The organism is Aerococcus sp. NPDC058936, from assembly GCF_042741995.1.
Classification (GTDB): Bacteria; Bacillota; Bacilli; order Lactobacillales; family Aerococcaceae; genus Aerococcus.
The window spans coordinates 282,620-306,320 of sequence record NZ_JBHYKZ010000001.1; the positions used below are offsets into that span (position 1 = coordinate 282,620).

Annotated in this window: 17 protein-coding genes and 1 tRNA gene; 10 read left to right on the plus strand and 8 right to left on the minus strand. The window is 39.1% G+C overall.

What is annotated here, in order from left to right; translation table 11 throughout:
• Positions 1–15: 15 nt before the first annotated feature.
• Positions 16–2,691 (plus strand): HAD-IC family P-type ATPase, encoded by a 2,676-nt coding sequence (locus tag ACFW0C_RS01355; protein ID WP_378104677.1) that lies wholly within the window; start codon positions 16–18, stop codon positions 2,689–2,691.
• A gap of 144 nt (positions 2,692–2,835) precedes the next feature.
• Here ACFW0C_RS01355 and ACFW0C_RS01360 read toward each other — a convergent pair whose 3' ends face one another.
• Both ACFW0C_RS01360 and ACFW0C_RS01365 read right to left on the minus strand, forming a co-directional pair.
• Positions 2,836–3,021 (minus strand): hypothetical protein, encoded by a 186-nt coding sequence (locus ACFW0C_RS01360; RefSeq protein WP_378104680.1) that lies wholly within the window; start codon positions 3,019–3,021, stop codon positions 2,836–2,838.
• A gap of 210 nt (positions 3,022–3,231) precedes the next feature.
• Entirely contained in the window at positions 3,232–3,993 is a 762-nt protein-coding gene (locus tag ACFW0C_RS01365; protein ID WP_378104682.1) for a gamma-glutamyl-gamma-aminobutyrate hydrolase family protein, read from the minus strand.
• A 200-nt stretch (positions 3,994–4,193) separates the two neighbouring features.
• Here ACFW0C_RS01365 and ACFW0C_RS01370 point away from each other — a divergent pair, with 200 nt between their 5' ends.
• The 3 genes from ACFW0C_RS01370 to ACFW0C_RS01380 all read left to right on the plus strand — a co-directional run bounded on the left by ACFW0C_RS01370 (position 4,194) and on the right by ACFW0C_RS01380 (position 9,005).
• The gene (locus ACFW0C_RS01370; RefSeq protein ID WP_378104683.1) at positions 4,194–5,270 is read left to right on the plus strand and encodes an iron-containing alcohol dehydrogenase family protein; all 1,077 of its coding nucleotides are present in this window, start codon (positions 4,194–4,196) and stop codon (positions 5,268–5,270) included.
• A 407-nt stretch (positions 5,271–5,677) separates the two neighbouring features.
• On the plus strand, positions 5,678–7,378 hold the full coding sequence (gene argS, locus ACFW0C_RS01375) for an arginine--tRNA ligase (protein WP_378104685.1): 1,701 nt from the start codon (positions 5,678–5,680) through the stop codon (positions 7,376–7,378).
• A gap of 328 nt (positions 7,379–7,706) precedes the next feature.
• Positions 7,707–9,005, plus strand: a complete 1,299-nt coding sequence (locus tag ACFW0C_RS01380; protein WP_378104686.1) for a uracil-xanthine permease family protein — start codon at positions 7,707–7,709, stop codon at positions 9,003–9,005.
• 87 nt (positions 9,006–9,092) lie between these two features.
• Here ACFW0C_RS01380 and ACFW0C_RS01385 read toward each other — a convergent pair whose 3' ends face one another.
• Positions 9,093–10,097, minus strand: a complete 1,005-nt coding sequence (locus tag ACFW0C_RS01385; RefSeq protein ID WP_378104687.1) for an O-antigen ligase family protein — start codon at positions 10,095–10,097, stop codon at positions 9,093–9,095.
• Positions 10,098–10,509: 412 nt separating this feature from the next.
• Between ACFW0C_RS01385 and ACFW0C_RS01390 the strand changes: the two genes are divergently transcribed.
• Entirely contained in the window at positions 10,510–11,217 is a 708-nt protein-coding gene (locus tag ACFW0C_RS01390) for a dihydrolipoamide dehydrogenase (RefSeq protein WP_378104689.1), read from the plus strand.
• A complete protein-coding gene (gene gorA, locus ACFW0C_RS01395) occupies positions 11,196–12,548 on the plus strand; it encodes a glutathione-disulfide reductase (protein WP_378104692.1) in 1,353 nt (450 codons plus the stop codon). Before ACFW0C_RS01390 ends, gorA begins: the two co-directional genes overlap by 22 nt.
• Positions 12,549–12,642: 94 nt before the next feature.
• Here the strand turns inward: gorA and ACFW0C_RS01400 are convergent, their stop codons facing one another.
• The 3 genes from ACFW0C_RS01400 to ACFW0C_RS01410 all read right to left on the minus strand — a co-directional run bounded on the left by ACFW0C_RS01400 (position 12,643) and on the right by ACFW0C_RS01410 (position 17,191).
• On the minus strand, positions 12,643–12,990 hold the full coding sequence (locus ACFW0C_RS01400; protein WP_338191591.1) for a hypothetical protein: 348 nt from the start codon (positions 12,988–12,990) through the stop codon (positions 12,643–12,645).
• The gene (locus tag ACFW0C_RS01405) at positions 12,968–14,281 is read right to left on the minus strand and encodes a DUF1576 domain-containing protein (protein WP_378104694.1); all 1,314 of its coding nucleotides are present in this window, start codon (positions 14,279–14,281) and stop codon (positions 12,968–12,970) included. The genes ACFW0C_RS01400 and ACFW0C_RS01405 overlap by 23 nt, the downstream gene beginning before the upstream one ends.
• A gap of 204 nt (positions 14,282–14,485) precedes the next feature.
• Positions 14,486–17,191, minus strand: coding sequence for a cation-translocating P-type ATPase (locus ACFW0C_RS01410; RefSeq protein WP_378104696.1), 2,706 nt, complete (start codon positions 17,189–17,191; stop codon positions 14,486–14,488).
• Between the two features lie 350 nt (positions 17,192–17,541).
• On the opposite strand from ACFW0C_RS01410, the gene ACFW0C_RS01415 reads away from it, so the two are divergent.
• The 3 genes from ACFW0C_RS01415 (at position 17,542) to ACFW0C_RS01425 (ending at position 21,972) form a co-directional block, all read left to right on the plus strand.
• A complete protein-coding gene (locus tag ACFW0C_RS01415; RefSeq protein WP_338191559.1) occupies positions 17,542–19,689 on the plus strand; it encodes a Tex family protein in 2,148 nt (715 codons plus the stop codon).
• Between the two features lie 351 nt (positions 19,690–20,040).
• A complete protein-coding gene (locus ACFW0C_RS01420) occupies positions 20,041–21,252 on the plus strand; it encodes an ABC transporter substrate-binding protein (protein WP_378104697.1) in 1,212 nt (403 codons plus the stop codon).
• An 84-nt stretch (positions 21,253–21,336) separates the two neighbouring features.
• Positions 21,337–21,972: a CBS domain-containing protein gene (locus ACFW0C_RS01425; RefSeq protein ID WP_338191557.1), complete on the plus strand. Its 636-nt coding sequence runs from the start codon at positions 21,337–21,339 to the stop codon at positions 21,970–21,972.
• A gap of 176 nt (positions 21,973–22,148) precedes the next feature.
• Here the strand turns inward: ACFW0C_RS01425 and ACFW0C_RS01430 are convergent.
• Positions 22,149–22,231: transfer RNA gene (locus ACFW0C_RS01430), tRNA-Leu, on the minus strand.
• Positions 22,232–22,263: 32 nt separating this feature from the next.
• Positions 22,264–23,247: a hypothetical protein gene (locus tag ACFW0C_RS01435; protein WP_378104698.1), complete on the minus strand. Its 984-nt coding sequence runs from the start codon at positions 23,245–23,247 to the stop codon at positions 22,264–22,266.
• A 145-nt stretch (positions 23,248–23,392) separates the two neighbouring features.
• Between ACFW0C_RS01435 and ACFW0C_RS01440 the strand changes: the two genes are divergently transcribed.
• Entirely contained in the window at positions 23,393–23,680 is a 288-nt protein-coding gene (locus ACFW0C_RS01440; RefSeq protein ID WP_378104700.1) for a hypothetical protein, read from the plus strand.
• Positions 23,681–23,701: the final 21 nt, after the last annotated feature.

Consider the following 23,701-nt stretch of genomic DNA (forward strand, 5'->3'; position numbering starts at 1 on the left):
GGATGAATAAATTTCATGAATAAAAAAGATTATCAATTATCAGTGTCAGAAATACGACAGAAGTATCAGGTTAACTCAATCGATGATGGGTTGGACGAAGAGCAAGTAAGGAAATTGTTGGAAAAATATGGTTACAACCAACTAACCGCCAACAAAACATCGAAGTGGCGAATTTTACTGCGTCAATTCCATAACACCATCATCTATATTTTGATGTTCTCGGCCTTTTTGACCTTATTAATGGGCCATTATTCAGATGCCATCATCATCGGTATCGTAGTGGTTGTCAACGCCTTAATCGGTTACTTCCAGGAGGCCAATGCCTCGGATGCCTTAGAACGGATCAAGGAAATGTTATCGGCAGAAGCGACGGTTTACCGAAATGGTGTACGTCAAGATATCCCAGCCGAAAACCTAGTCCCAGGGGATGTTGTCTTCCTAGAAGCTGGGGATAATGTACCTGCCGACATACGGATTATTGAAGCAGATAACTTGCGGATTCAAGAATCGGCTTTAACAGGGGAAACAGACTCCGTTGAAAAAGCTGTTGACCTTGTAGCAGATGAATCGACACCTTTGGCAGAAAGAGTGAACATGTCTTTTGCTTCAACTTCTGTAACCTCCGGGTCTGGTAAGGGGATCGTTGTGGCCACAGGCAAATATACTGAAATCGGTAAAATTTCGGATGTGGTAAACGCAACAGAAGACCGTCAAACACCTTTGATGAAGGAGATTGATGGCCTAGGGAAAGGAATTACCTATGTCATCATGGGTGTTGCCATTGCCTTATTTATTCTGAGTCTCATCCAACAGACCTATGCCATTTCTGTATTGACGCTTGCAGTCGTGACCATGATTGTAGGGTCTATTCCAGAAGGATTACCTGCAACAACGTCAGTGGTCTTGGCAATGGGTGTCAGCGATATGGCCAAGAATAAAAATACCATCATCAAAACTTTGCCAGCTGTCGAAACGCTGGGTTCAGTTGATGTAATTTCTACTGACAAAACGGGTACCCTCACAAAGAATGAGATGACAGTCAAGGATATTATCCTGGCTGATCAAGTGTATGAAGTAACAGGAGATGGGTATGCCCCGAAAGGTGAGATCCGACCGGTAAGTGGTAGTGGTATACATGCATCAGAAAATTCAATCCTGCAATTATTCTTAGAGGCAGGTTATGAGGCCAATGATACGGTCTTAGTGAATGATGAAGATGCAGCAAACCCTTGGACCATTAACGGGGAACCAACAGACGGGTCATTTTTGACGCTTTACCATAAGGTATTTGCCTACCCTGAGCAAACTGATTACACGGAACTAGACATGTTACCATTCGATTCGGACAACCGCTATATGGCGAAATTAGTGACGAATCATGCACAAGAACGGATCCTATTTATAAAAGGGTCACCAGATAAATTATTTGACATGGTGAAGAAACAAGACCCCCATTTTGACCAAAGTTTCTGGTCAGACCATGTCCGTCGTTTATCTAAAGAAGGGAAACGGGTAGTTGCTGTTGGTTATCAACTGATTAACCAAGAAACGACGACTATTCACGATCAGATTTTAGATCAAGGAATTCAATTGCTTGGGATCGCAGGGATTATTGACCCACCAAGAGAAGAAGTGATTGCTTCTCTTAAAGAAATGAATCAAGCAGGTGTCCATGTCAAAATGATTACCGGTGACCACCCCCTAACAGCCAAAGCGATTGGGGCGAAGCTGGGCTTAGCTGAGGAAATTAATGCTGTAACAGGTGCTGAACTGGATCAAATGGATACAGCTAGCTTCCAGGAAGCTGTCTTAGACAATCAAATTTTTGCCCGAACCACACCACAAAACAAGCTAGATATTATCAAAGCGCTGCAAGCCAAAGGCAAGGTTACAGCTATGATAGGGGACGGGGTCAATGATGCGCCTGCCCTCAAACGCGCGGATATCGGTGTAGCAATGGGTGTTTCTGGTACGGATGTGGCCAAGGATTCAGCGGATATGGTTTTAACCGATGACAATTTTGGTACCATGTCTCAAGCAATACGCGAAGGCCGCCGGATCTACGATAACATCAAGAAGAGTATCCTTTTCCTATTACCAACATCATTTGCTGAAGGGTTAATTATTGCCTTTACAATCATGATGCAAAAGGAATTACCGCTACAAGCGACCCAATTACTATGGATTAACATGGTATCTGCCATAACCATCCAATTTGCCTTTATTTTCGAACCAGCTGAACCTGGTATCATGAACCGGAAACCGCGTAAAACCGGCAACAAATTGATGAGTCGACATGACGTTTGGCAGATGGCTTATGTATCCGTCCTAATGGCTGTGATTTCTTTGATTGCCCATGACTGGTTACTAGCTCAAGGGGTTAGTGAAGCTGTTGCCTCTACCGTTATAGTGAATACGGTTGTCATGAGTAAAATATTTTATCTCTTTAACATCCGTACTAGCGAGTCAGCTTTCTCTAAGGCGTCATTTACCAATCCTATGGCCTTCTTGATTATCGGTGTGATGATCATTCTACAATTATTACTGACCTATGTGCCATTCATGCAAGGTGCCTTCTCGACTGAAAACATTTCTATGGTCGGATGGTTGATTGCCATAGGTGCAGGAATCATTGTCTTATTGGTGACAGAATTAGATAAATATATCCGGACAAAGAATTCGACACGCTAAGTTGTTATCACAATATAGAAAAGTCCTGCAGACTTGCCCTAAATTTGGGTTTGTCTGCAGTCCTTTTTTTGGTTAACTTATATTGTTATCGTCCTAAATTTTTCTGAAAGCAAATTTATTGATTTTCTTGTTCAGCCGCGTAGTCTAAGTAGACTTGATTAGCGTCGACACCTTGTTGCCAACTGGGGTGTAGATTGGGTTAATAGAAACCTTGTATTCATCGGTTTCTGGCGTCATATAAGCGTCCACAACAGTCTGTATGTTCGGATCATCTAACTCATATGTTCTCACGGCAATTGATAGGAAGTATTCCGGGGGTATTTGTTCCAAATCTTCTTAAATGATGGCGTCCTCTACGGTCATAAAGGCATCTCAAGGGTCACCTGTTAACCCACAATCTACAAGGAAAGGTAGGATAAACAACCACAATAGTTTTCTAAACTTCATCAAGAAAAAACGCCTTCTAATTTCTGTTATAGTTTGAACATAAAGCTATTACATTCAAACCAACTTACTAGAAAAAGAAAGCGTTTAATTTTATTAGAAATTGTGGAACCACTCAAATATTGGTAGCATATTGTCCTCAAGGTTATTTGTCATCATTTCAGGATGCCACTGTACCCCTAAAATATTATAGGTTGATTTGGACTTGTCCACTTCATAAGATTCTATGACACCATCATTGGCCCAGGCTGTTGCCTTAAGTAGAGGTGATAAGTCTTCAATCACTTGGTGGTGGTAGGTATTGATTAGCAGTGTTTTTGGATTATCAAACAGATTGCTTATGATAGACCCTTTTTCCAATTGGATTGAGTGGTGCGGGAAGTGCATGCGACTCCAATTCTGAATGTGTTGAACGGCATTGGCCTGACCGATTGGGTATTCGCTTAAATCTTGATAAACTGTCCCATTGAGTAGGATATTAATCAGTTGGAAACCGCGACAGATACCTAATATCGGAATATTCTTCTTGGTGGCAGCTTCAAATAAAGCCCGCTCCCAACGATCGCGTGGGGGATAGACACTTTGTAATTTAGGCGAAGGCTCACGGCCGTAAAGTAGTGGTGAAACGTCTTGGCCACCAGTAAATACAATCCCGTCCAATTTGGCAACATACTGCTCTGCCAAGGCTAAGTCTTCTTGTAAAGGGATAATAATCGGAATATGTCCGGCTTTGGTTAAAGAGTTGCTATAACCATGGGGACTATAATCACGCATAAATTCATCCCAGTCATGATCTAGTGCGTTATGGTTTCCGGTAACACCGATGACCTGTTTATATGTGGATACTTCATTATTCATACTGTCACTCCAAACTTTGATTTCCTATCCATTATACCAACAAACACTGGGGTGGGGTCAACTTAGACTACTTTTTTTAAGCTGATAGCAAATAAGGATAACAATTGATAGCTAATCGATACCTGAAAAAGGAGCTTGATCCTTCGGATTTTGCAGGATTGAATGGTATATTAATTGCAATGAATTTAAGGAAGAAGGAAATGAAGATGAGTATATCGGTAAATTTACCAAGTTTTACAATCGGGCCGGATGCCTATGACGATATTAAAAAATACGCAGGTTTTGCAGGAGAGAAAGTAGCCATCATAGGTGGAGAAACTGCTTTGGAGAAGGCTTTACCAAGATTGAAACCAGCGATTGAAGCAGCCGGATTAACCATTACCACTATCGAATGGTATGGGGGCGAAGCTTCTTATTCAAACATTGACCGCCTTGTCGCTTTAGACCAGGTTCAAGCAGCAGATATGATTTTTGCGGTCGGTGGCGGACGTGCCATTGATACTGGTAAAACAGTTTCTGCTAAACTTGAAAAGCCAATTTTCACTTTCCCAACAATTGCCTCAAATTGTGCGCCAACTTCAGCCGTTTGCGTCTTATATAATGACGACCATGAATCAGCGGGTTCATACCGGTTACATGCACCAGCCGTCCACTCATTTGCCGACTCAACTATTATTGCTGAAGCACCGGAGCAATACATTTGGGCCGGAATAGGTGACGCAATTTCTAAAGAAGTGGAAGTATCTTTTTCAGCTGAAGGACGAGAATTAGCCTACAATAATACCATTGGTGTCCATATTGTCCAGGGTGCTAACCAACGTGTCTTAAAAAATGGCTTAGCGGCACTTGAAGCTGCCAAAGCCCACCAGGAATCACCTGCTATCGACAATATTTTATTTGAGATTCTTGGGACAACTTCTTATACGTCAGTATTAGTAGACCACGACTATAACGGTCACTTTGCCCACTCATTCTACTACGGCGTAACTGTCTTACCTCAAGGGGAAAGACACTTGCACGGTGAAATCGTATCTTACGGGGTATTAATTGTCCTACAATTGGCTAAAAAATATGACGAATTAAAAGAAATTCGTGACTTCATGATTTCAGTGGGATTACCAACGTCATTAAAAGCCTTAGAAATTGAAAGTGACGAAGATTTGAAAACGGTATTAGATAAGGCCTTTACCTTAGATCATATTCAAACATCACCATTTGAAATTAACCGTCAAATGGTTGAAGATGCTATTCAAGAAGTTGAAAAATTAAACCAATAATTTGATCCATCATCGTTTATATCATCGCGTGCGGGCTGTGGCGAAATGCTGCAGTCCTTTTTTTGGGGATTTTTTCAGTCGGGGAAGGCTACCAAAATAACTTTTGCTGTGGGTCCATTAAACATGATAGAATGATAGCGACGAAGAAGCTTTATGCGTGTAGAGTCTTTTATATTTGGGGGAAAAGTGATATAATTGACTAATTGTAAAACAGTTTTTTTACAAAGTGTCCGGTTCTTACTAGTAGGAATTTAATGTGTTTGATTGGTGGTTTAGATTAACCAAGTAAACTAGCAAGGGACGTATAAATTCATGAATCGGCCTTCCATATACAAATCAAAATAAGAGGCAAGTTGGCATCTGACTAAGTTGATGCTTTGTCTTATTTTTCGAGAGGAGAACACTTAATGGACTTAAAAAATCAAGTTGCCCAGGTCATTAAATCGAGCATTGAAACTGAATTGACTTTGGAACAAATTCAAAATCTATTAGAAGTACCAAAACATGAGGGACACGGGGATATCGCCTTCCCATGTTTTATTTTTGCTAAGGAATTGCGTAAAGCGCCTCAAGCCATTGCACAGGAAATCGCACCACAAATTGAGGGTGAAATTGTAGACCGTGTGGAAGCAGTTGGCCCGTACATCAACTTCTTCTTAAATCAAACATTGGTGACACAAGCGATCCTAACTGAGATTTATGAAGCAGGTAACCGCTTTGGTGAATTAGCCATTGGACATGGTGAAAATATCACCATCGATATGTCTAGTCCAAACATCGCGAAACCAATGTCAATGGGACACTTACGTTCAACTGTTATCGGGAATGCCATTGCTAACATCACAACAAAAGTTGGGTTCAATCCAGTACGTATCAACCATTTGGGTGACTGGGGAACGCAATTTGGAAAGTTGATTGTTGGTTACAAAAAATGGGGATCTGAAGAAGCTGTTCGTGAAAACCCAATTCAAGAATTGTTGAAATACTACGTACAATTCCATGAAGAAGCAGAAGATGATGAAAGTCTTGAAGTTGAAGGACGTCTATGGTTTAAGAAACTAGAAGATGGTGATCCAGAAGCTTATGAATTATGGAAATGGTTTAAAGACGAATCATTAAAAGAATTCCAACGCATTTATGATATCCTTGGCGTCGAATTTGATTCTTATAACGGGGAAGCATTCTACTCAGACAAAATGCCAGCTGTTATTGATGAATTAGAAGACAAAGGCTTATTAAAAGTGGACCGCGGTGCAACAATCGTTGATTTAGAGGCTTATAATTTAAATCCAGCTTTAATTAAAAAATCTGACGGGGCGACCTTATATATCACACGTGATTTAGCAACAGCTATATACCGTAAAAATACTTATAACTTCGACCAATCACTTTATGTGGTAGGTAACGAACAAAGTAACCACTTCAAGCAATTAAAAGCTGTATTAGAGTTAATGGGTTATGACTGGGCTGCAGACATTAACCACATTCCATTTGGTTTAATTACCCAAGACGGGAAGAAATTATCTACTCGTAAAGGGAATGTTGTATTATTAGAAGACGTATTAAACGATGCCATTGACTTGGCTTTCAAACAAATTAACGAGAAAAACCCTGACTTAGAAAATAAAGAAGAAGTTGCCCACCAAGTTGGTGTTGGTGCTGTTATTTTCCATGACTTGAAAAATGACCGCTTAAATAGCTTCGATTTCAACTTAGAAGAAGTTGTGCAATTTGAAGGGGAGACTGGCCCATATGTTCAATATGCCAATGCGCGTGCCCACTCAATCTTGCGCAAAGGAAACTTTGACCCAGCTAAAATTAGCGAAATGACAAACTTCAACCTAGATAGCGATGAAGCTTTCCAAGTATTGAAAGAATTGAATCGTTACCCAGATATCGTCGCTAGTGCGTATGAAAAATACGAACCATCTGTTGTGGCTAAATACTTATTAGCCTTATCTCAACAATTCAACAAATACTATGCACATACACGTATCCTAACTGAAGATGATCAATTACAATCACGTTTAGCATTAGTTTATGCCTTAACACAAGTGTTAGAATCTGGTTTAGCTATCCTTGGCGTACAAGCACCAAGCCAAATGTAATTTTTTTTGGGCGACAGGTTGTTAAAACCGATTTAAAACAAAATATGTTTTCAAAGGAGAAAGGTAGTCACTGCCTTTCTCCTTTTTCATCGATTTTTAATGCATATTTTCCTTAAAATGCTCATCCATCTTTAAAAAATCTTTACAAGTGTCTTGACTTTAAATGTCAAACCCTTATAATAATGAAAGCATAAAATCCTGTGAAGCATTGAGGGCGGAACCCGAGGTGTGACCACATAATGTCAATTGTGTTCTTAGGTCAATTTGCGAATGACCTTATTTTTTTGAAGAAAAATAAGGTAAAACAAATTTGAGGGAGATGTGAGTTATGGCAATTAAAGCGAAACCACTTTTATTAGATGTAGAGGAAAAACCGTCGTTCGCGAAAGGTTTATTATTGAGTTTTCAACATGTATTTGCAATGTTTGGAGCAACAGTATTGGTGCCTATTCTTTTAGGGATGCCTGTATCTGTTGCTCTTTTTGCGAGTGGGATTGGGACCTTAATTTATCAAGTTGCAACTAAAGCGAAGGTCCCCGTATACTTAGGGTCATCTTTTGCTTATATTACAGCGATGCAAATTGCAATTCAACAAATGGGCGGAGATGTTTCAGCGGCGCAAACTGGTGTCCTCATTTCTGGTATAGTCTACGTTCTTGTAGCGATTGCGATTCGTTTCGCAGGTACTAACTGGATTGATAAATTATTACCGCCAATCGTTATTGGACCTATGATCGTGGTAATTGGTTTAGGTTTATCATCAAGTGCGGTAGCCAATGCAGGTTTTGTAGCAGAGGGGGATGTACGTAACATTGTTGTAGCCGTTGCTACCTTCTTGATCACAGCCCTAGTTCAAACTAGAGCAAAAGGCTTTTTCAAAATTATTCCGTTCTTAGTAGGGATTGTCGGTGGTTATATTGTAGCGGTCCTATTGGGGATTGTAGATTTTACACCAGTTATAGAAGCGCAATGGTTTGAGTTACCTGCTTTATACCTACCATTTGAGACATCTGTGTTTGAATCATATAATTTATACTTTGGTCCTGAAACATGGGCGATTGTACCTATTGTCTTGGTAACTATTTCAGAACATATTGGTGACCATACAGTATTAGGTAAAGTTGTTGGCCGAAACTTCTTAAAAGATCCAGGTCTAAACAGAACCTTAATTGGTGACGGGGTAGCCACTGCAGTGTCAGCCTTCATCGGTGGACCAGCGAATACAACATATGGTGAAAACACTGGGGTGATTGGTTTAACACGTGTGGCTTCAGTATCGGTTATCCGAAACGCCGCTATTATCGCCATTATATTAGCCTTCCTTGGTAAATTTACTGCCTTGATTTCAACAATTCCAAACGCTGTAATCGGTGGGATGTCTATCTTACTTTACGGGATTATCGCAAGTAACGGTTTGAAAGTCATGATTGAAGAGCAAATCGACTTCAACCAAGTACGCAACTTAATTATTGCGTCAGCAATGTTGGTTATTGGATTAGGTGGCGCGGTCTTAGACCTTGGTTACTTAACCTTCTCAGGAACTTCCTTATCAGCCATCGTTGGTATTATATTAAACTTAATCTTACCTACAGAGGTGACTTTCCAAGCCGATAGAGATGTTAAATAATTAAATAAAAATTGTTAGCAAAACGGCGGTTGAGACTAAGCTATCTCAACCGCCGTTTTAGCGTTTATTGTTTTTCAAATGTGTTAATTAGTCTCTGGAATAGTCTTTATCTTCGCCTTGTAATTCTGGGTTGGTATCAACTTCGTGATACATGTTATGGATAGACAGTACAACGAACAAGAATAGGAAGGCTGTTTGTAACCAGAATATAGTAAGGTCAAACATGCCGTGCAGGATAACGATACTGCAAAAACTACAAATCAAGGCTAAGCGACGTCGTAAAATCGGATATTGCCGCATTTGATGAATTTTCTTACCTAATGAAATCAGTGAAGGTAGCAATATACCTGTCCCAATGGCACCATAAGAAAGAAGCGTGTCTAAGACAATATTATGCGCATGTTGGGTGTATTTGTCCCCATAGTCATGCCAGACATTGAGATAAGTCAAAGGACCTTGTCCAAACCAGAAGTTATCTCTTAAGCCTTTCAAGCCGATTTCCCAGATGACAAACCGGTCTTCAAAAGCAAACCCTAAGTCCTCAAATCTCGGAAGGAATCCTAATTTGATGGCAATCAGTGTCCCAATCGTAGCAGTTATAAATGTCCCGACTGCTATTTTTTTATAACCCAATACGAAATAGAATATGAAGAGTGTCCCAATCACCACGAGTAGTGAGGTACGGGTTCCAGTATAGGTGATGGCGAATAGGTTGCATAAGGATATAAATAGAAAAACGCATTTCTTCCGGTATTTTGTCGTCCGCATCATTTTGTAGAGTCCAATAAAGAAGAAGAATTCTAACATCATGGCATAGTAGTTGGGGTTGGCAAATGTTGCTTCCGCCCGACCGTTATGGATACGGTTAATTTCTGGGGATATAAAACTGTAATCCCATTCTGGTACCCAATTTAAATATTCAAAGGTTGCGAATATAAAGATGATAAATGAGCCTATTAAGGCAATGTTCAACAATTCTTCAACGTAATAGGGTCGAATGACTTGCTGGTAATAGTTGAAATAGATGGCGATTGGTATAAAGGCAATCGAAATCCCTAATCCTGCCCAGTTTTGAAAAATAAATGAAATCACGGCTGAATATGCAATAAATATCCATATTGAGGTAGGAACTTCTCGCTTAATGTAGCGCGGACCAAGTAGGCCTAACATAAATAAGAATATGAATATGACAGCAAAAGTGACTAAGGTCATATAAAATGGAAATAGGTTACTGATAAATAATATAGAGATCAGTAATGATTGAACTGGCCAGGTTAGTTGAGCTTCTGGTTTACTCACCAAAAGTGCACCTCCCTAATGTAATCATAATTATTATTATAGCAACAATTCACGAAAAAAACACGGACAGGGTGCAATATTATTAGATTTTTAAAACCTTTAATTTGTGATGTGGGCAAAGAGTGAATCCCTACTCTATAAGCACGATAATTAAAAGATAGGTGGAATAATGATATAATGAGGTATATTGATTGGAGGGACGGATATGGAAAAACTCATTTGGACGGGACTTGATGAAAAGACCTTTAGACCTTATAAGTCTTGGATCAACAAAGGTCTTCCAGGTATCTGTGGAACCTATTGTGCGGCGGTATTAACCCATTTTATTGTGCTTCGGGACACCAACCACCGGATGGCTAAGCAGGACTTGATTGATGCCTTTAAAAAGGTTGTCGACGACTACCACATACATAGTGGGACTTTTTATTGGAATGTTGCAACAGGCTTAAATTCGGTCTTTAATTTTGAAAATTACCGTGCGAAATCAGGATTGCTACCAGATATTGAAGTGCCTAAGTTAATTGATCAATACCAAGCACCAGTCATTGTAGGAACCCTAAAGTATTTAGGTTCCGCCTACAAAAACCATTGGCTTCTAGTCTATGCTTACGCATATGATGAGCAAAATGATTTATATTTTAAAGCTTATGACAATCACGGCAAATACAATGCGGTCATTCCAGCTAAACAAACGAATGCCTATGTATATTTAGAGCCAATCCAAGTAGCAACAAGAGAGCCATCTACTGAGGAAACAACAAACGAAGTGGACGATTTTACGCTAGATATTGAGATTGAAACTAATCAAGCAAGAAATATATTTTTGCAACGACAAGCTAAAGAAGCTGAAGAACGTAAGAAAAAACAAATTTTTGGAAAAGAGTGGAATGAATGGAAAGATATGATTATATAAGTATCGGTGGCGGGAGTGCCGGTATCGCATCAGCAAACCGTGCCGCTGAATATGGCGCTAAAGCTTTAATTATTGAGAAAAGAGACGTTGGGGGTACTTGCGTAAATAGAGGTTGTGTACCCAAGAAAATTTCTTGGCATGGGACTATGCTGAGAGACCAAATCAACGAATATGGGACTGCTTACGGGCTAAACTTCACTGAAGAAGGACCGGTTGACTATGCAACTTTAAAAGCCAATAGAGACGCCTATATTGACCGTGTCCATGGTGGCTATGCCTCAGGTTTTAAATCTCGTGGCACTCATTATTTGGCGGGTGAAGCCAAATTCATCGACAACCATACTGTAGAAGTTGACGGGGTCCAATACACAGCACCACATATCGCTATTGTGCCAGGTGGTCGTCCGCGTTTAATCGACCTACCAGGAATCGATTTGGTGGACACTTCTGATGACTTCTTTGAATGGGAAACATTACCTGAGAGCGTTTTAATCATTGGTGCAGGTTATGTGGCTACCGAATTTGCGGGTGTTCTAAATGGCCTTGGTGTCAAAACAACTCAAGCTGTTCGACATGATCGTCCTTTAAGAGGATACGACCAAGCAATTATCGAAGTCTTAGTTGATGAAATGAAGAAAACAGGCATTGAATTGCTCACAGAAAGCGACCCAGAATCCATTGAAAAATTAACTGATGGTTCACTTCGCGTAAACTTTAAAAATGGCCAACATGCTGACGCTGAAAAAGTAATTTATGCTATCGGTCGTACACCAAATACCCATAATATCGGTTTAGAAAATACCGATGTTGAACTAACAAAATCTGGCCACATCAAAGTGGATGACTACCATAACACGAATGTAGAAGGTTTATATGCCTTTGGTGACGTCATTGGTAAAGTTGAATTAACACCAGTAGCCATTATGGCTGGTAGAACCTTGTCAGATACAATTTTTAATGGTGCTGACCCGTACTTATTAGACTATGACACAGTACCAACTGTCATCTTTACCCACCCAGCAATCGGGGCGATTGGCTATTCAGAAGAGGCAGCTAAAGAAAAATTTGGCGCGGACAAGGTAAAAGTGTATAATTCAAACTTTACCCCAATGTATTCAGCTGTTTCAGAAAATCGTCAACCAGCGCGGTTTAAATTGATTACCCAAGGCGACGATGAAGTGGTTGTTGGTGTTCATGGGATTGGCTATGCTGTAGAAGAAATGATGCAAGGTTTTGCGGTTGGTGTTCGTTTAGGATTAACCAAGAAACAATTCGACCAAACAATTGCCATCCATCCTACAGGCGCAGAAGAATTCGTAACAATGCGCTAGAGTTAATAGAAAAAAAGCGTCCATTGGAGTTTTAAAACCTAATGGGCGCTTTTTTGCATAAAAGCAATTGTATTCATTTTCTTTTATTTAAATTTTAGTGATAAACGCGCTCTATATAGATTTGGAAGCCGGTCTCAGTTACATCAAAGGTAACATGGTCAATGGCTGCCGCCAAGATTTCTGTGTTAAAGGTATCGCTTCGAATACCTAGCAAGTCTTCGTAATAATATTCAATTTCAGGCTGTCTTCTAGCATTCAAATCATCAAGTTGGTCAATGAAAGATTGGGGTAGGTCGGCCTTTTTGCCGTCGAACTTAATCACTGAAGTGGATTGTTTATCTGTCGCGATACATAGATCCATCTGGTATTCGTTAATTTTATATTCCTCGAATAGGTTCATGAATTCTGACACTATCCGGTTAACTTTTGCGTATTCTCTCATGTTCTTCAATTCTCTCCTTAATGACATCTAGAATAGGGACTATAAATGCAGCGACAAAACCGCCAGAAAAGCCATTATTGTATAGGTTCAATCCGGCATGGGCAGTGCCAGTGTTATGCACAACTGCTGCATGCATAGCGCCGGCAATAATACCTGCCTTCCATCCATAATGCCCAGCAATTGGTGCTAGGGTAGTACCGAATAGAGCTGCAAGTAATGCGCTCGTAGAATTCGGATTGTCGATATGCATAGCAATCTGCATCAGGTAAACCCCCGTCATAATCGGTATTACATTGAAAGGGTGTTTACCAAAGGCCGCAAAGCCCGCAACAGTCAACACGCCACCAACAACAGCACCTTCCAACTGACCACCAACAACATAGACATAAGCAATGGCAATCCCGCCAAGAATCCCCATATTCATCAGGGTAAGCGGGGTACCAAATTCAATTACAAAATCCGAAATTAATTGCCCAGAAGACTGTCTTATTTTCGTAAATCCTTTAAATGAATAATCATTCAGAATGAATCCCGCTAAAAAAAGGGCCAGTGAGAAAATGATGAAGAACCATGTAACAATTGGACTGGAAAGTTGTTTGGGTTGGATATCATAAGTTACAGGTAGCTCAAACACCCGCATGATGGACGTAATAACCAGTCCGATAACCCCGGCGGTAAAGCCGGTATTGTACAAGTTGAACCCTTGGTGGAACCGTAAGAAAGATGCTGAAACAGGATGGATGACAAATCCAATCGCCACTCCAGCTAAGATCCCAATCGGCATTCCCATATAAATAGGCAAGTCTTGACCGAAAGTGATTAATGAAACCACTGGGCTTAAGGCAGATGAAAAAAGGGCACCCAAAATTAAGTTGGCAATCGGTGTGTCTGAAAATTTACTGTAAAAGTAGGTACCGATTAGGAAGGGAATTGAATTGTAGAGGTTCTTCCCGAAAAATGAAAAACCCATAACCGTTAATACCGCTGCTAAGATTGGCCCAGTAATTTTAGGCGCAGTCCGGTGAATAAAAAAAGTATTGGCCAAAGTTAAGGTCCCTACATTAACAAAAGTTGCGCCAATACCGCCGACTTCAAAGTAGTCTGTAATAAGATTACTTGGCGACAGAAGGATGGTCCAATAGCCCTTAATCAGGGAATTTGGGGCTTGAACACTTAGCCCAAAAAGGATAAACACTGTGGCAACTGTATAGAAAAACAAAGGTTTGATCTCTGTTTTCCCGAAGAATAGCTCTAAAAAACGATGTACTTGTCTATTAATTATTATACCCATTAAAAACCGCCTCAATTTATAGAATAGAAAAGATTTATCTGTATTTTAATAGTAGCAAGAAGTAGTGGGGGTGACAAGCAAAAAATGCAAGGAGAGGAAAACCTAATAAAAACATCTAGGTATAAAAAAAGAGCTGTGAAGAAGGTTCACAGCTCTTTTGTATTTAACACTAGTTGTAATATCTGGCTATAATTAACTATTTGTTTAATTCAGACCAGCATCAAATTTTTCGTCCCAACCAGTAGCACGGATGATGAATTTACCGATTTCTACGTAAAGCACTACAGAAGCAGCGCCTAATAGAACTACAGTCCACATTTCCATGGCCATAGGGTCACCTAACAAGTGAACAGTACCGAAGGCGTCGTTAAGACCTGGTACGAATACTGTAATTAACATCAACACTGTTGAAGCTAATACTGCGATGTTTAACCACTTGTTGTCGAATGGATTTGAGGCGAATAGTGACTTGAATACTGACTTAGAGTTGTAAGCGTGGAACAATTGGATAAATGCTAATGTTAAGAAAGCCATAGCTTCTGCATCTTCCAAAGGCACACCCATTTGGTAACGACCATACCAGAATACAAATAATGTTATAGCACCTTCATAGATACCTTGGTAAATAATTGATGGTAATACACCATTTGATAATAAGTTACCAGAACGTCCACGAGGTTTATGTTCCATTACATCAGATTCCGCTGCTTCAAGACCTAAAGCAATTGCAGGGAATGTATCAGTTACTAAGTTGATCCATAAGATATGGATAGGTTCTAAGATTGTCCAACCAAGCATTGTTGCAACAAATAAAGTCATCACCTCACCCAAGTTAGCAGATAGTAAGAATTGAACTGCTTTTTGGATATTTGAGAATACTTTACGTCCTTCTTCGATTGCAGTGATGATTGTCGCAAAGTTGTCATCAGCAAGCACCATGTCAGAAGCACCTTTAGAAACTTCCGTACCAGTGATACCCATACCAATACCGATATCAGCTTGTTTCAATGAAGGTGCGTCATTAACACCGTCACCAGTCATTGCAACAACTTTATCGTGTGATTGCCATGCAGATACGATACGAACTTTATGTTCTGGAGATACACGAGCGTAAACTGAGTATTGTTCAACATTTGCAGCTAATTCTTCATCAGTCATTTCGTTTAAGTGTGCACCAGTTGTAACTGCTTCCTCTTGACCTTCCTCAATAATACCTAAACGAGCTGCGATCGCTGCGGCAGTATCTTTGTGGTCACCAGTAATCATAACAGTACGGATACCCGCTTGTTTTGCAGTAGCGATAGAGTCTTTTGCTTCTGGACGCTCAGGGTCAATTTCCCCAACCATACCAGCGAAGATTAAATCATGCTCTAAAGTTTCTGTGTTGAATTCACTAGGTAATTCATCAATGTAACGGTAAGACATACCTAATACCCGTAATGCTTGGATTGCCATACCGTGGTTAGCATCTAACAATTCCTTACGAGCAGCTTCATCTAATGGTAAGATTTCGCCGTTGTTAACGTAGTGTGTAGATTTTTCAATAATAACGTCAGGCGCACCTTTAGTCATTGAAACGTATTTACCATGTGACTGCTCTTCGCCTAAAGTTTCGTGAACGGTAGTAGACATTTTACGATCTGAATCGAATGGTACTTCACCAACACGAGGTTGAACTTTGATTGTTTCACGAACATCGTAGCCTTTGTCGAAACCGAATTGAATCATTGCAGTTTCAGTAGGGTCACCAGCTAATGAACCATCTTTAGCGATTGTAGAGTCATTGGCCATATTCATAACTCGGAAAACAGGTTCATTATGGTCAATGTCTTCAGATGCATCGTGTAATTCACCATTGTAGTAAACTTTTTCGATAGTCATCTTGTTTTGAGTTAGGGTACCAGTTTTATCTGAACAGATAACTTCAGTACCACCAAGTGTCTCAACGGCTGGCAACTTACGTACCAAGGCACGACGGTCAGCCATTTTTTGAGTACCTAATGCAAGGATAATAGTTGAGATAGCAGGTAGACCTTCTGGAAGGGCGGCAACGGCAATTGAGATTGCTGTTAATAGCATTGTGATCCAGTCAAATCCACGTAATAAACCTAGGAAGAAAATAACAACGGCAATAATAACAATTGCGTAAGTTAGGAAACGAGTTAAACCGTTCATGTTTTCTTGTAATGGTGTTGTTTTACCTTCAGCGTTTTCTAACATCTCAGCGATGTTACCAACTTCAGTATCCATAGCTGTTGCTGTTACAACACCTTCACCACGTCCGTAAGTTACGTTAGTAGAAGAGAACCCCATGTTTAAACGATCACCGATACCAGCGTCGCTTTCAACAATTGCAGTATCTTTAGTAACGGGCACAGATTCACCAGTTAAAGCAGCTTCTTCAATTTGTAATGAACTGGCTTTGAATAGACGTAAGTCGGCAGGAACAACGTCACCAGCTTCAAGAATTACAATATCACCAACAACGATATCTTTAGAATCGATTGCTTTAACTTCGCCATCACGACGAACGTTTGCTTTAGGTGAAGACATTTTTCTAAGAGAGTCAATAGCATCCTCAGCTTTATTTTCTTGAACAACACCCATGATTGCATTAATTAATACAACCGCGAGAATAATAATCGCATCTACTAAACCGTGAGAACCTTCTAAAACTAATGAAAGTGCTGCAGCGATTAATAAGATAATAATCATTAAATCTTTAAATTGATCCAAGAACTTTTGTAAGGTTGACTTGCGTTCACCTTCTTTAATTTCGTTCGGTCCGTTCTTCTCTAAGCGACTGGCTGCTTCAGCATCAGATAAACCTTCAGTAGAAGAATTTAATGATGTGAAGACTTGATCAGCATCTTGAGTGAAGAAAGACTGATTGTTCTTTTCTTCTGACATTTATCATCTCTCCATCCTTTAAATTATTATCCCTAAAGCAAGATCCTGAGGTTGTCTTTCAAAAAAAGACTTATGACTACCCCTCCAAATAGAGAAGTAGCCATAAGTCTCATCTTTTAAGACGGCACCAGCAGATATCTGCCGTATATGTCGGCACCGCCACGATACAATAATCGGTGATTACTCCCTCATGGAACTGTTTAAGTTAAGATAATTATATTTTATTTAAGATAGAATTGCAATAATTAACTGAAATTAAAATGAGCAAAAAATGTCTAAATTTGTTGAATGGCAAAAGTACCATTTTTGGGGTATAATGATTTTTCGTGAAAAAAAGAAAGGTGTTGAATATGGAGTCATCTTACATTCAAATTATTAATCAAAGCTTACCATTTAATAAAAAACAAATTGAAAATGTATTGGGATTGCTAGAAGAGGGCAATACCGTACCTTTTATCGCTCGTTATCGTAAGGAAGTCACGCAGTCATTAGACGAGGTCCAAATTAGAGAAATTGAACATGCTTACCAATATACGAAACAATTAGAGGAAAGAAAGTCGTCAGTTCTTGCAAATATTGAAGAACAAGGAAAATTAACAGATGATCTAGCTAAAAAAATTAAACAAGCGACGGTTTTGCAAACGGTTGAAGACCTTTATGCGCCTTATAAACAAAAACGGCGAACAAAGGCAACTGTTGCCAAAGAGAATGGTTTAGAAGATCTTGCCAAATGGTTATTTTCATCACCGGCCACAGGTAATGTTCAAGCGGAAGCTAAAAAATTCTTAAATGACGAAATTCAAAACACTAAAATGGCCTTGGATGGGGCACACGAAATAATGGCTGAATGGATTGCAGAAGATGCAGATATTCGTCTATGGTTACGTAAATATACATTAAAAGAAGGAAAATTAACCAGTCTAAAACGTAAAAATGCGGAAGATGAAAAAGCTATCTTCGAAATATATTATGATTTTAGCCAAAATATCCAAAACGTGAAGCCTTATCAGGTATTAGCGATTAACCGGGCTGAAAAGTTGAAAATTCTAAATGTTTCTATTGAAGCAGACGAGTTTCCAATTATTGAACATCTAGTTCATCGCTTCATTAAAGGTCACCCAGTGTCAACTCGCGAAATCCAAGCGGCTATACAAGATTCATTAGATCGTTTCTTAAAACCTTCTATTGAAAGAGAATTGCGTTCTAAATTAACCGAAACAGCTGAGCAACACGCTATTGCTACTTTTTCAACGAACTTGGGTAACTTGTTAATGCAACCGCCATTGAAGGGACGGGTTGTTTTAGGTTTAGACCCAGCCTTTAGAACAGGTTGTAAGTTAGCTGTAGTTGATGCCACAGGTAAAGTTTTGGCTAAAGATGTCATATATCCGCATGCACCAGTCAATAAAAAAACTGAAGCGAGCAAAAAATTCAATGAATTAGTCAAAACTTACCAGGTGGAAATGGTTGCGATTGGTAACGGAACAGCAAGTCGAGAGTCTGAACAATTCGTTGCTGAACAAATTCAAGATAATGACTTAGACTTGGTTTATAGCATTGTCAATGAAGCAGGTGCTTCAGTTTATTCAGCTAGTGAAATTGCCCGCGAAGAATTCCCTGAGTATAATGTTGAAGAACGTTCAGCCGTTTCTATCGCGCGTCGCTTACAAGACCCATTAGCTGAATTAGTAAAAATTGAACCTAAAGCCATCGGAGTAGGTCAATACCAACATGATGTGTCTCAAAAAGAACTTGCTGAAAGTTTAGACTTCACTGTTGAAACTGTAGTTAACCGGGTTGGCGTCAACTTAAACACAGCTTCTGCTTCATTATTGAGTCATGTTGCCGGCTTATCGATGGCAGTTGCTAAAAATGTTGTTGCGTACCGAAACGAAAATGGTGTTTTTACAGACCGCAAGCAATTAGGTAAGGTAAAGCGTTTAGGACCTAAAACCTATGAACAAGCGGTTGGTTTCATCCGTATAACAGGGGGAGACAACATTTTAGATAATACAGGTATTCATCCTGAAAATTACAAGGAAGTTAAGGCAATTCTGAAAGAATTAGGTATTTCTTTAGAAGAACTTCAAAGTGAAGAAGCCAGAAAAACAATTGCCAATTTCGATCTAAATGTCTTATCTGAAACATACGGTATTGGTAAAGAGACCTTAGTAGATATTCAGAAATCACTACTGACACCAGGGCGTGACCCACGTGAAGACGTTGCTGCGCCAATTTTAAGATCTGATGTTCTTTCATTGAAAGACTTGAAAATAGGGATGAAATTACAAGGTACAGTGCGTAATGTTGTTGATTTTGGTGCCTTTGTCGATGTTGGTGTCAAACAAGATGGTTTAGTCCATATTTCGAGAATGTCTACAAAATTCGTTAGTAATCCAAGTGATATTGTTTCTGTAGGTGATATTGTAGAAGTCTGGGTTTCAGAAGTAGACGAGAAAAAAGGCCGAATCGGCTTAAGCATGCTTGAAATTAAATAATTTTCCATATTATTAAAATATAATTAAAAAACACTTGATTATTCTATTTTATTTGTTATATTTAAATTAACCTAAAGAGAGGAAGGTAGAAACGATGATGACTGTACATTCAAATACGCAAGCGGAATTTGTTTCTGCTTTTCCACATCAAAATTTATTATTATCATTAGCTAACTGAGGATTCTACCAGATATTGTAGAGTCCTATTTCTCGTGAAATACGGGCTCTTAGCTAAAACGCCGGCCCGTTTGAACGGGTCGGCGTTTTTTATTTGGCTGTGTTGTTGGATGTGGCTTTCAGGTTAGGCTTGGGTTGGAGACAATATTTACAAATAGATGGGAGAAATCTTTTATGAAAAATATGAAATTTACTAAAATGCTAACGACTATCTTTGCGACTTCTATTATAGTAGCAGGTTGCTCGCAAGCAACTATTGCCACTTCTAATCATTCAAATTCGTCATCCTCTTCAGAGGTGTCAACTAGCAATTCAGATACGGTAAATATTGGTGGACTTTGGGAACTGACTGGTGCTACTGCGGCATATGGTGTGGTCCAAGATAATGCTGTCCAATTGGCGGTTGAACAACGGAATGAAGAGGGCGGTATTGACGGAAAAGAAGTGAGTTATCAATCATATGACAATCAAGGTACACCAGAAGAAGCCGCTACAGGTATGACTTATTTAATTGAGCAAGGAAATTCAGTCGTCCTTGGACCCGCTACAGCGGCCTTAACTTTTGCTACGCAACCAGTTGCTGAAAATGCGCAAGTGCCATTTGTATCCGCAACGACTACAGTAGATAATGCAACCATTAACTCTGAAACGGGTGAAGTATGGGAATACTTCTACCGGACAAGTTTTGAAATTTCTTTCCAAGGTGCTGCTATCGCTGAGTTTGCCAACCAAAATGGCTATGAAACTGCCGCTGTATTGAAAGACAACTCGACTGATTATGGCCAAAACTTAACAGATATCTTTGTTGAAAACTTTGACGGAGACGTGATCATTGATGAATCATATATTTCTGGTGATACAGACTTCAGCTCAGTCCTAACAAATGTTAAATCTCAAAGTCCTGATGTAATCTTTATTGCAGGTTACTACCAAGAAGCAGGTCCAATCATTAAACAAGCCAGAGAAATGGGTATCGATATTGCGATTGTTGGTCCTAATGGTTTGGGTAACCAAAATATTGTCGAACTAGCAGGTGCTGAAAATATGACCAATGTCTATTACGTAGCCCATTTCGTATATACAGAAGATGCTGACCAGGATGTACAAGACTTCTATAACGCTTATGTTGAAAAATTTGGTACTGAACCAGATATGTTCTCTGCAGTAGCATATGACGCAGCAAATATGGTAATGGACGCGATTGATGCAGCCGATTCTACAGATCCAACAGCCATCAAAGACGCTATTGGCGCAACGGAAGGATTTGAAGGTATCGCTTATGATATTACTTTCGATGAAGAACATAACGTATCTGCTCCGGCTTATATTCAAGAAGTAGTTAACGGCGAACCAACCGAAAATGTTACAGTAATTCAACCAGATTAAGTTGAAAAATCTGTACTTTACTCAAGTAAATGATAAAATGTATGTAAACACTTAAAAACTATTGATAAATAGGGAGGGTTCTTCATGAAAATTAAACAATATATGAGTAAAGATGTTGTCACTGTTTCACCGGAGACTTCTGTAACAGAAGCTGTGGCTAAAATGGAAAGTCACCAGATACATAATCTGCCGGTTACTAAGAATGGTCAATTTGTTGGGTTAATTACACAAGACATTATTGATGCAAAATCTGCTTCAGATGCGACAAGTCTAAGTATATACGAATTAAACTATATTCTTTCTCAAGCAGATGTTGAAAAATTCATGGACAAGAAAGCAGCTACTGCCACTACTGAGTGGATGGTAGAAGAGGCAGCGGAATATATGCGTGCGAATAACCTTCGCGTATTACCAATTGTTGATGAAAATAAAGCAGTACAAGGGATTGTCACGTATAAAGATATATTCAAAGCCTTAATAGATTTATCTGGTTATACACCAGGAGATGAAGGTAGCCGAATCGTCGTAAAAGTTGTCGAAGATAGAGTTGGGGTCCTTTCAGAAATTACGAAAGTTCTTGCTGATGCGAGTGTAAGTGTATCGCATATCTTTGTGAATGATGAAGATGATATTGAAATTACAATCCAAGTTCATGCTGGTCAAGGTGACAATGCTAAAGCAGCTATTGAAACTGCTGGTTATGAAGTTGTCACACTATAATATTATATAGCAGAAAAGTGGTTCAGATTCCAAAATCTGGACCGCTTTTTGTATTGCTTAAGTCAGTATTTACGACAAAATTTCTGTTATTTAGTAGATTTTTTTATATCAAAAAACCAGTCAAACCCTTATGAAATAGTAGTTTTGACTGGTTTTAAATGTGTTAAAAGTACTTATGCGGCTAACAAGATTTGAACTTGCACGAGAATACTCTCACTGCCCCCTCAAGGCAGCGCGTCTGCCGTTCCGCCATAGCCGCGAATCTAGACTTCTAATGAAGCCTAGTGAAAATTAATAGATTAAACCAACTAAGAAAATGACTGCAAAGAAGAATAGTAATAAAACACCCAAAATACTATAGAAGGCTTTTGATTTATTGATATTACCTGATTGCAAGAAATGTATCGTCATGGTAATGATCAGTATGGCAATTTGCATTAAAGTCAATAATAGCACAATAATCATAAAAATCAATGGTGCTAGTAATGAGCTTAAAAAACAAACGATAGCGACAATTACTGAGATACTATTCATACCGAAGAAATGAGTCAGCCATACATTATTACTCATTTTTTCGGATTCATTATTTCGATTGAATAGGTGAATAATTGCTGGTAACAACCACAGGCTAATAATGAGAAAGACGAATGTTTTCAAACCAAAGCGCCAAGGAACAAATTCAAAATTCAAGTTTGGTAAGATAGATAAATCAGCAAACCATTCATAATGAGAAACGAGGTAATTTGCAAGGGAGGTAATAGATACAGTATTTAAAACTGCAAGTAGCAATAAGCTTGTAATACCATGGTTTGGATTCTTATTTAATTCGTTAGTAGTTGGTGATTGTATTGGTTTTTTGATGTAGGACAAGAGATAAGCTATATAAGAAGTGAGACGGTTACCATCTTGTTTGTTTTCACGGCGACTAGGGCCATCATTATCGGCAGATTTTGTTTTTTTATTGTTTTTGCCGAAAGAAAATAAGGATTGCTTAGCTTTCTTCTCGCCTTTATTGTCATCATTGCTATCAGAAGAATCGGTATTACCACCCGCATAAGTTGCATTTTGAATTGGAGAGGTTTGGTCATCTTCATAAGCCACAAAGTGGTCGTCTTCATCATATGTTGTATCCGCAAATGAAGCTGCGGGAATTTCAATCGTATCATGTAAGTTGTCATCCGAGTCACGATGGGTAAAAATATAGTCACAGTTTGGACAAATTTTTGTACCTACTGGAATAGTCGACTGACAGTTTGGACATATCATAGTTATCATTGCTCCTCATCTTTTCATCACAATTCCTTTTCAATACGTATGAGTTTAAAAGAAAGTGTGATTTACTTCAATCCATGATAGCATAGTTTTATAGAGGACAGTACAATTAACAAGAATTTTAGTGTTTTTTTTAAGGAGTAAAAATATGACCTATCAACAAAAGACTTTACCAACAAAAGTTGATCCCAAAGAACATATAGCAGCATTAGATGTGTCGAAAACAAAAGCAGAAGATGGGTTAAAGCTATTGAAGATTTTCACTGCAGAAACAGGGGTAGAACCGATTATGTGGGGGCCATCGATCATAGGCTATGGTATTTCTTATGTTTACGTGAATAAATTAGCGGATGTTGATAAGGGTGTGCTGAGTGAATTTATTGGCGAAGGATATCAATATATGCAAAGTCACTTCAATACAATCGGTAGATTATAAAAGTATTTGCGTTTTTTTATC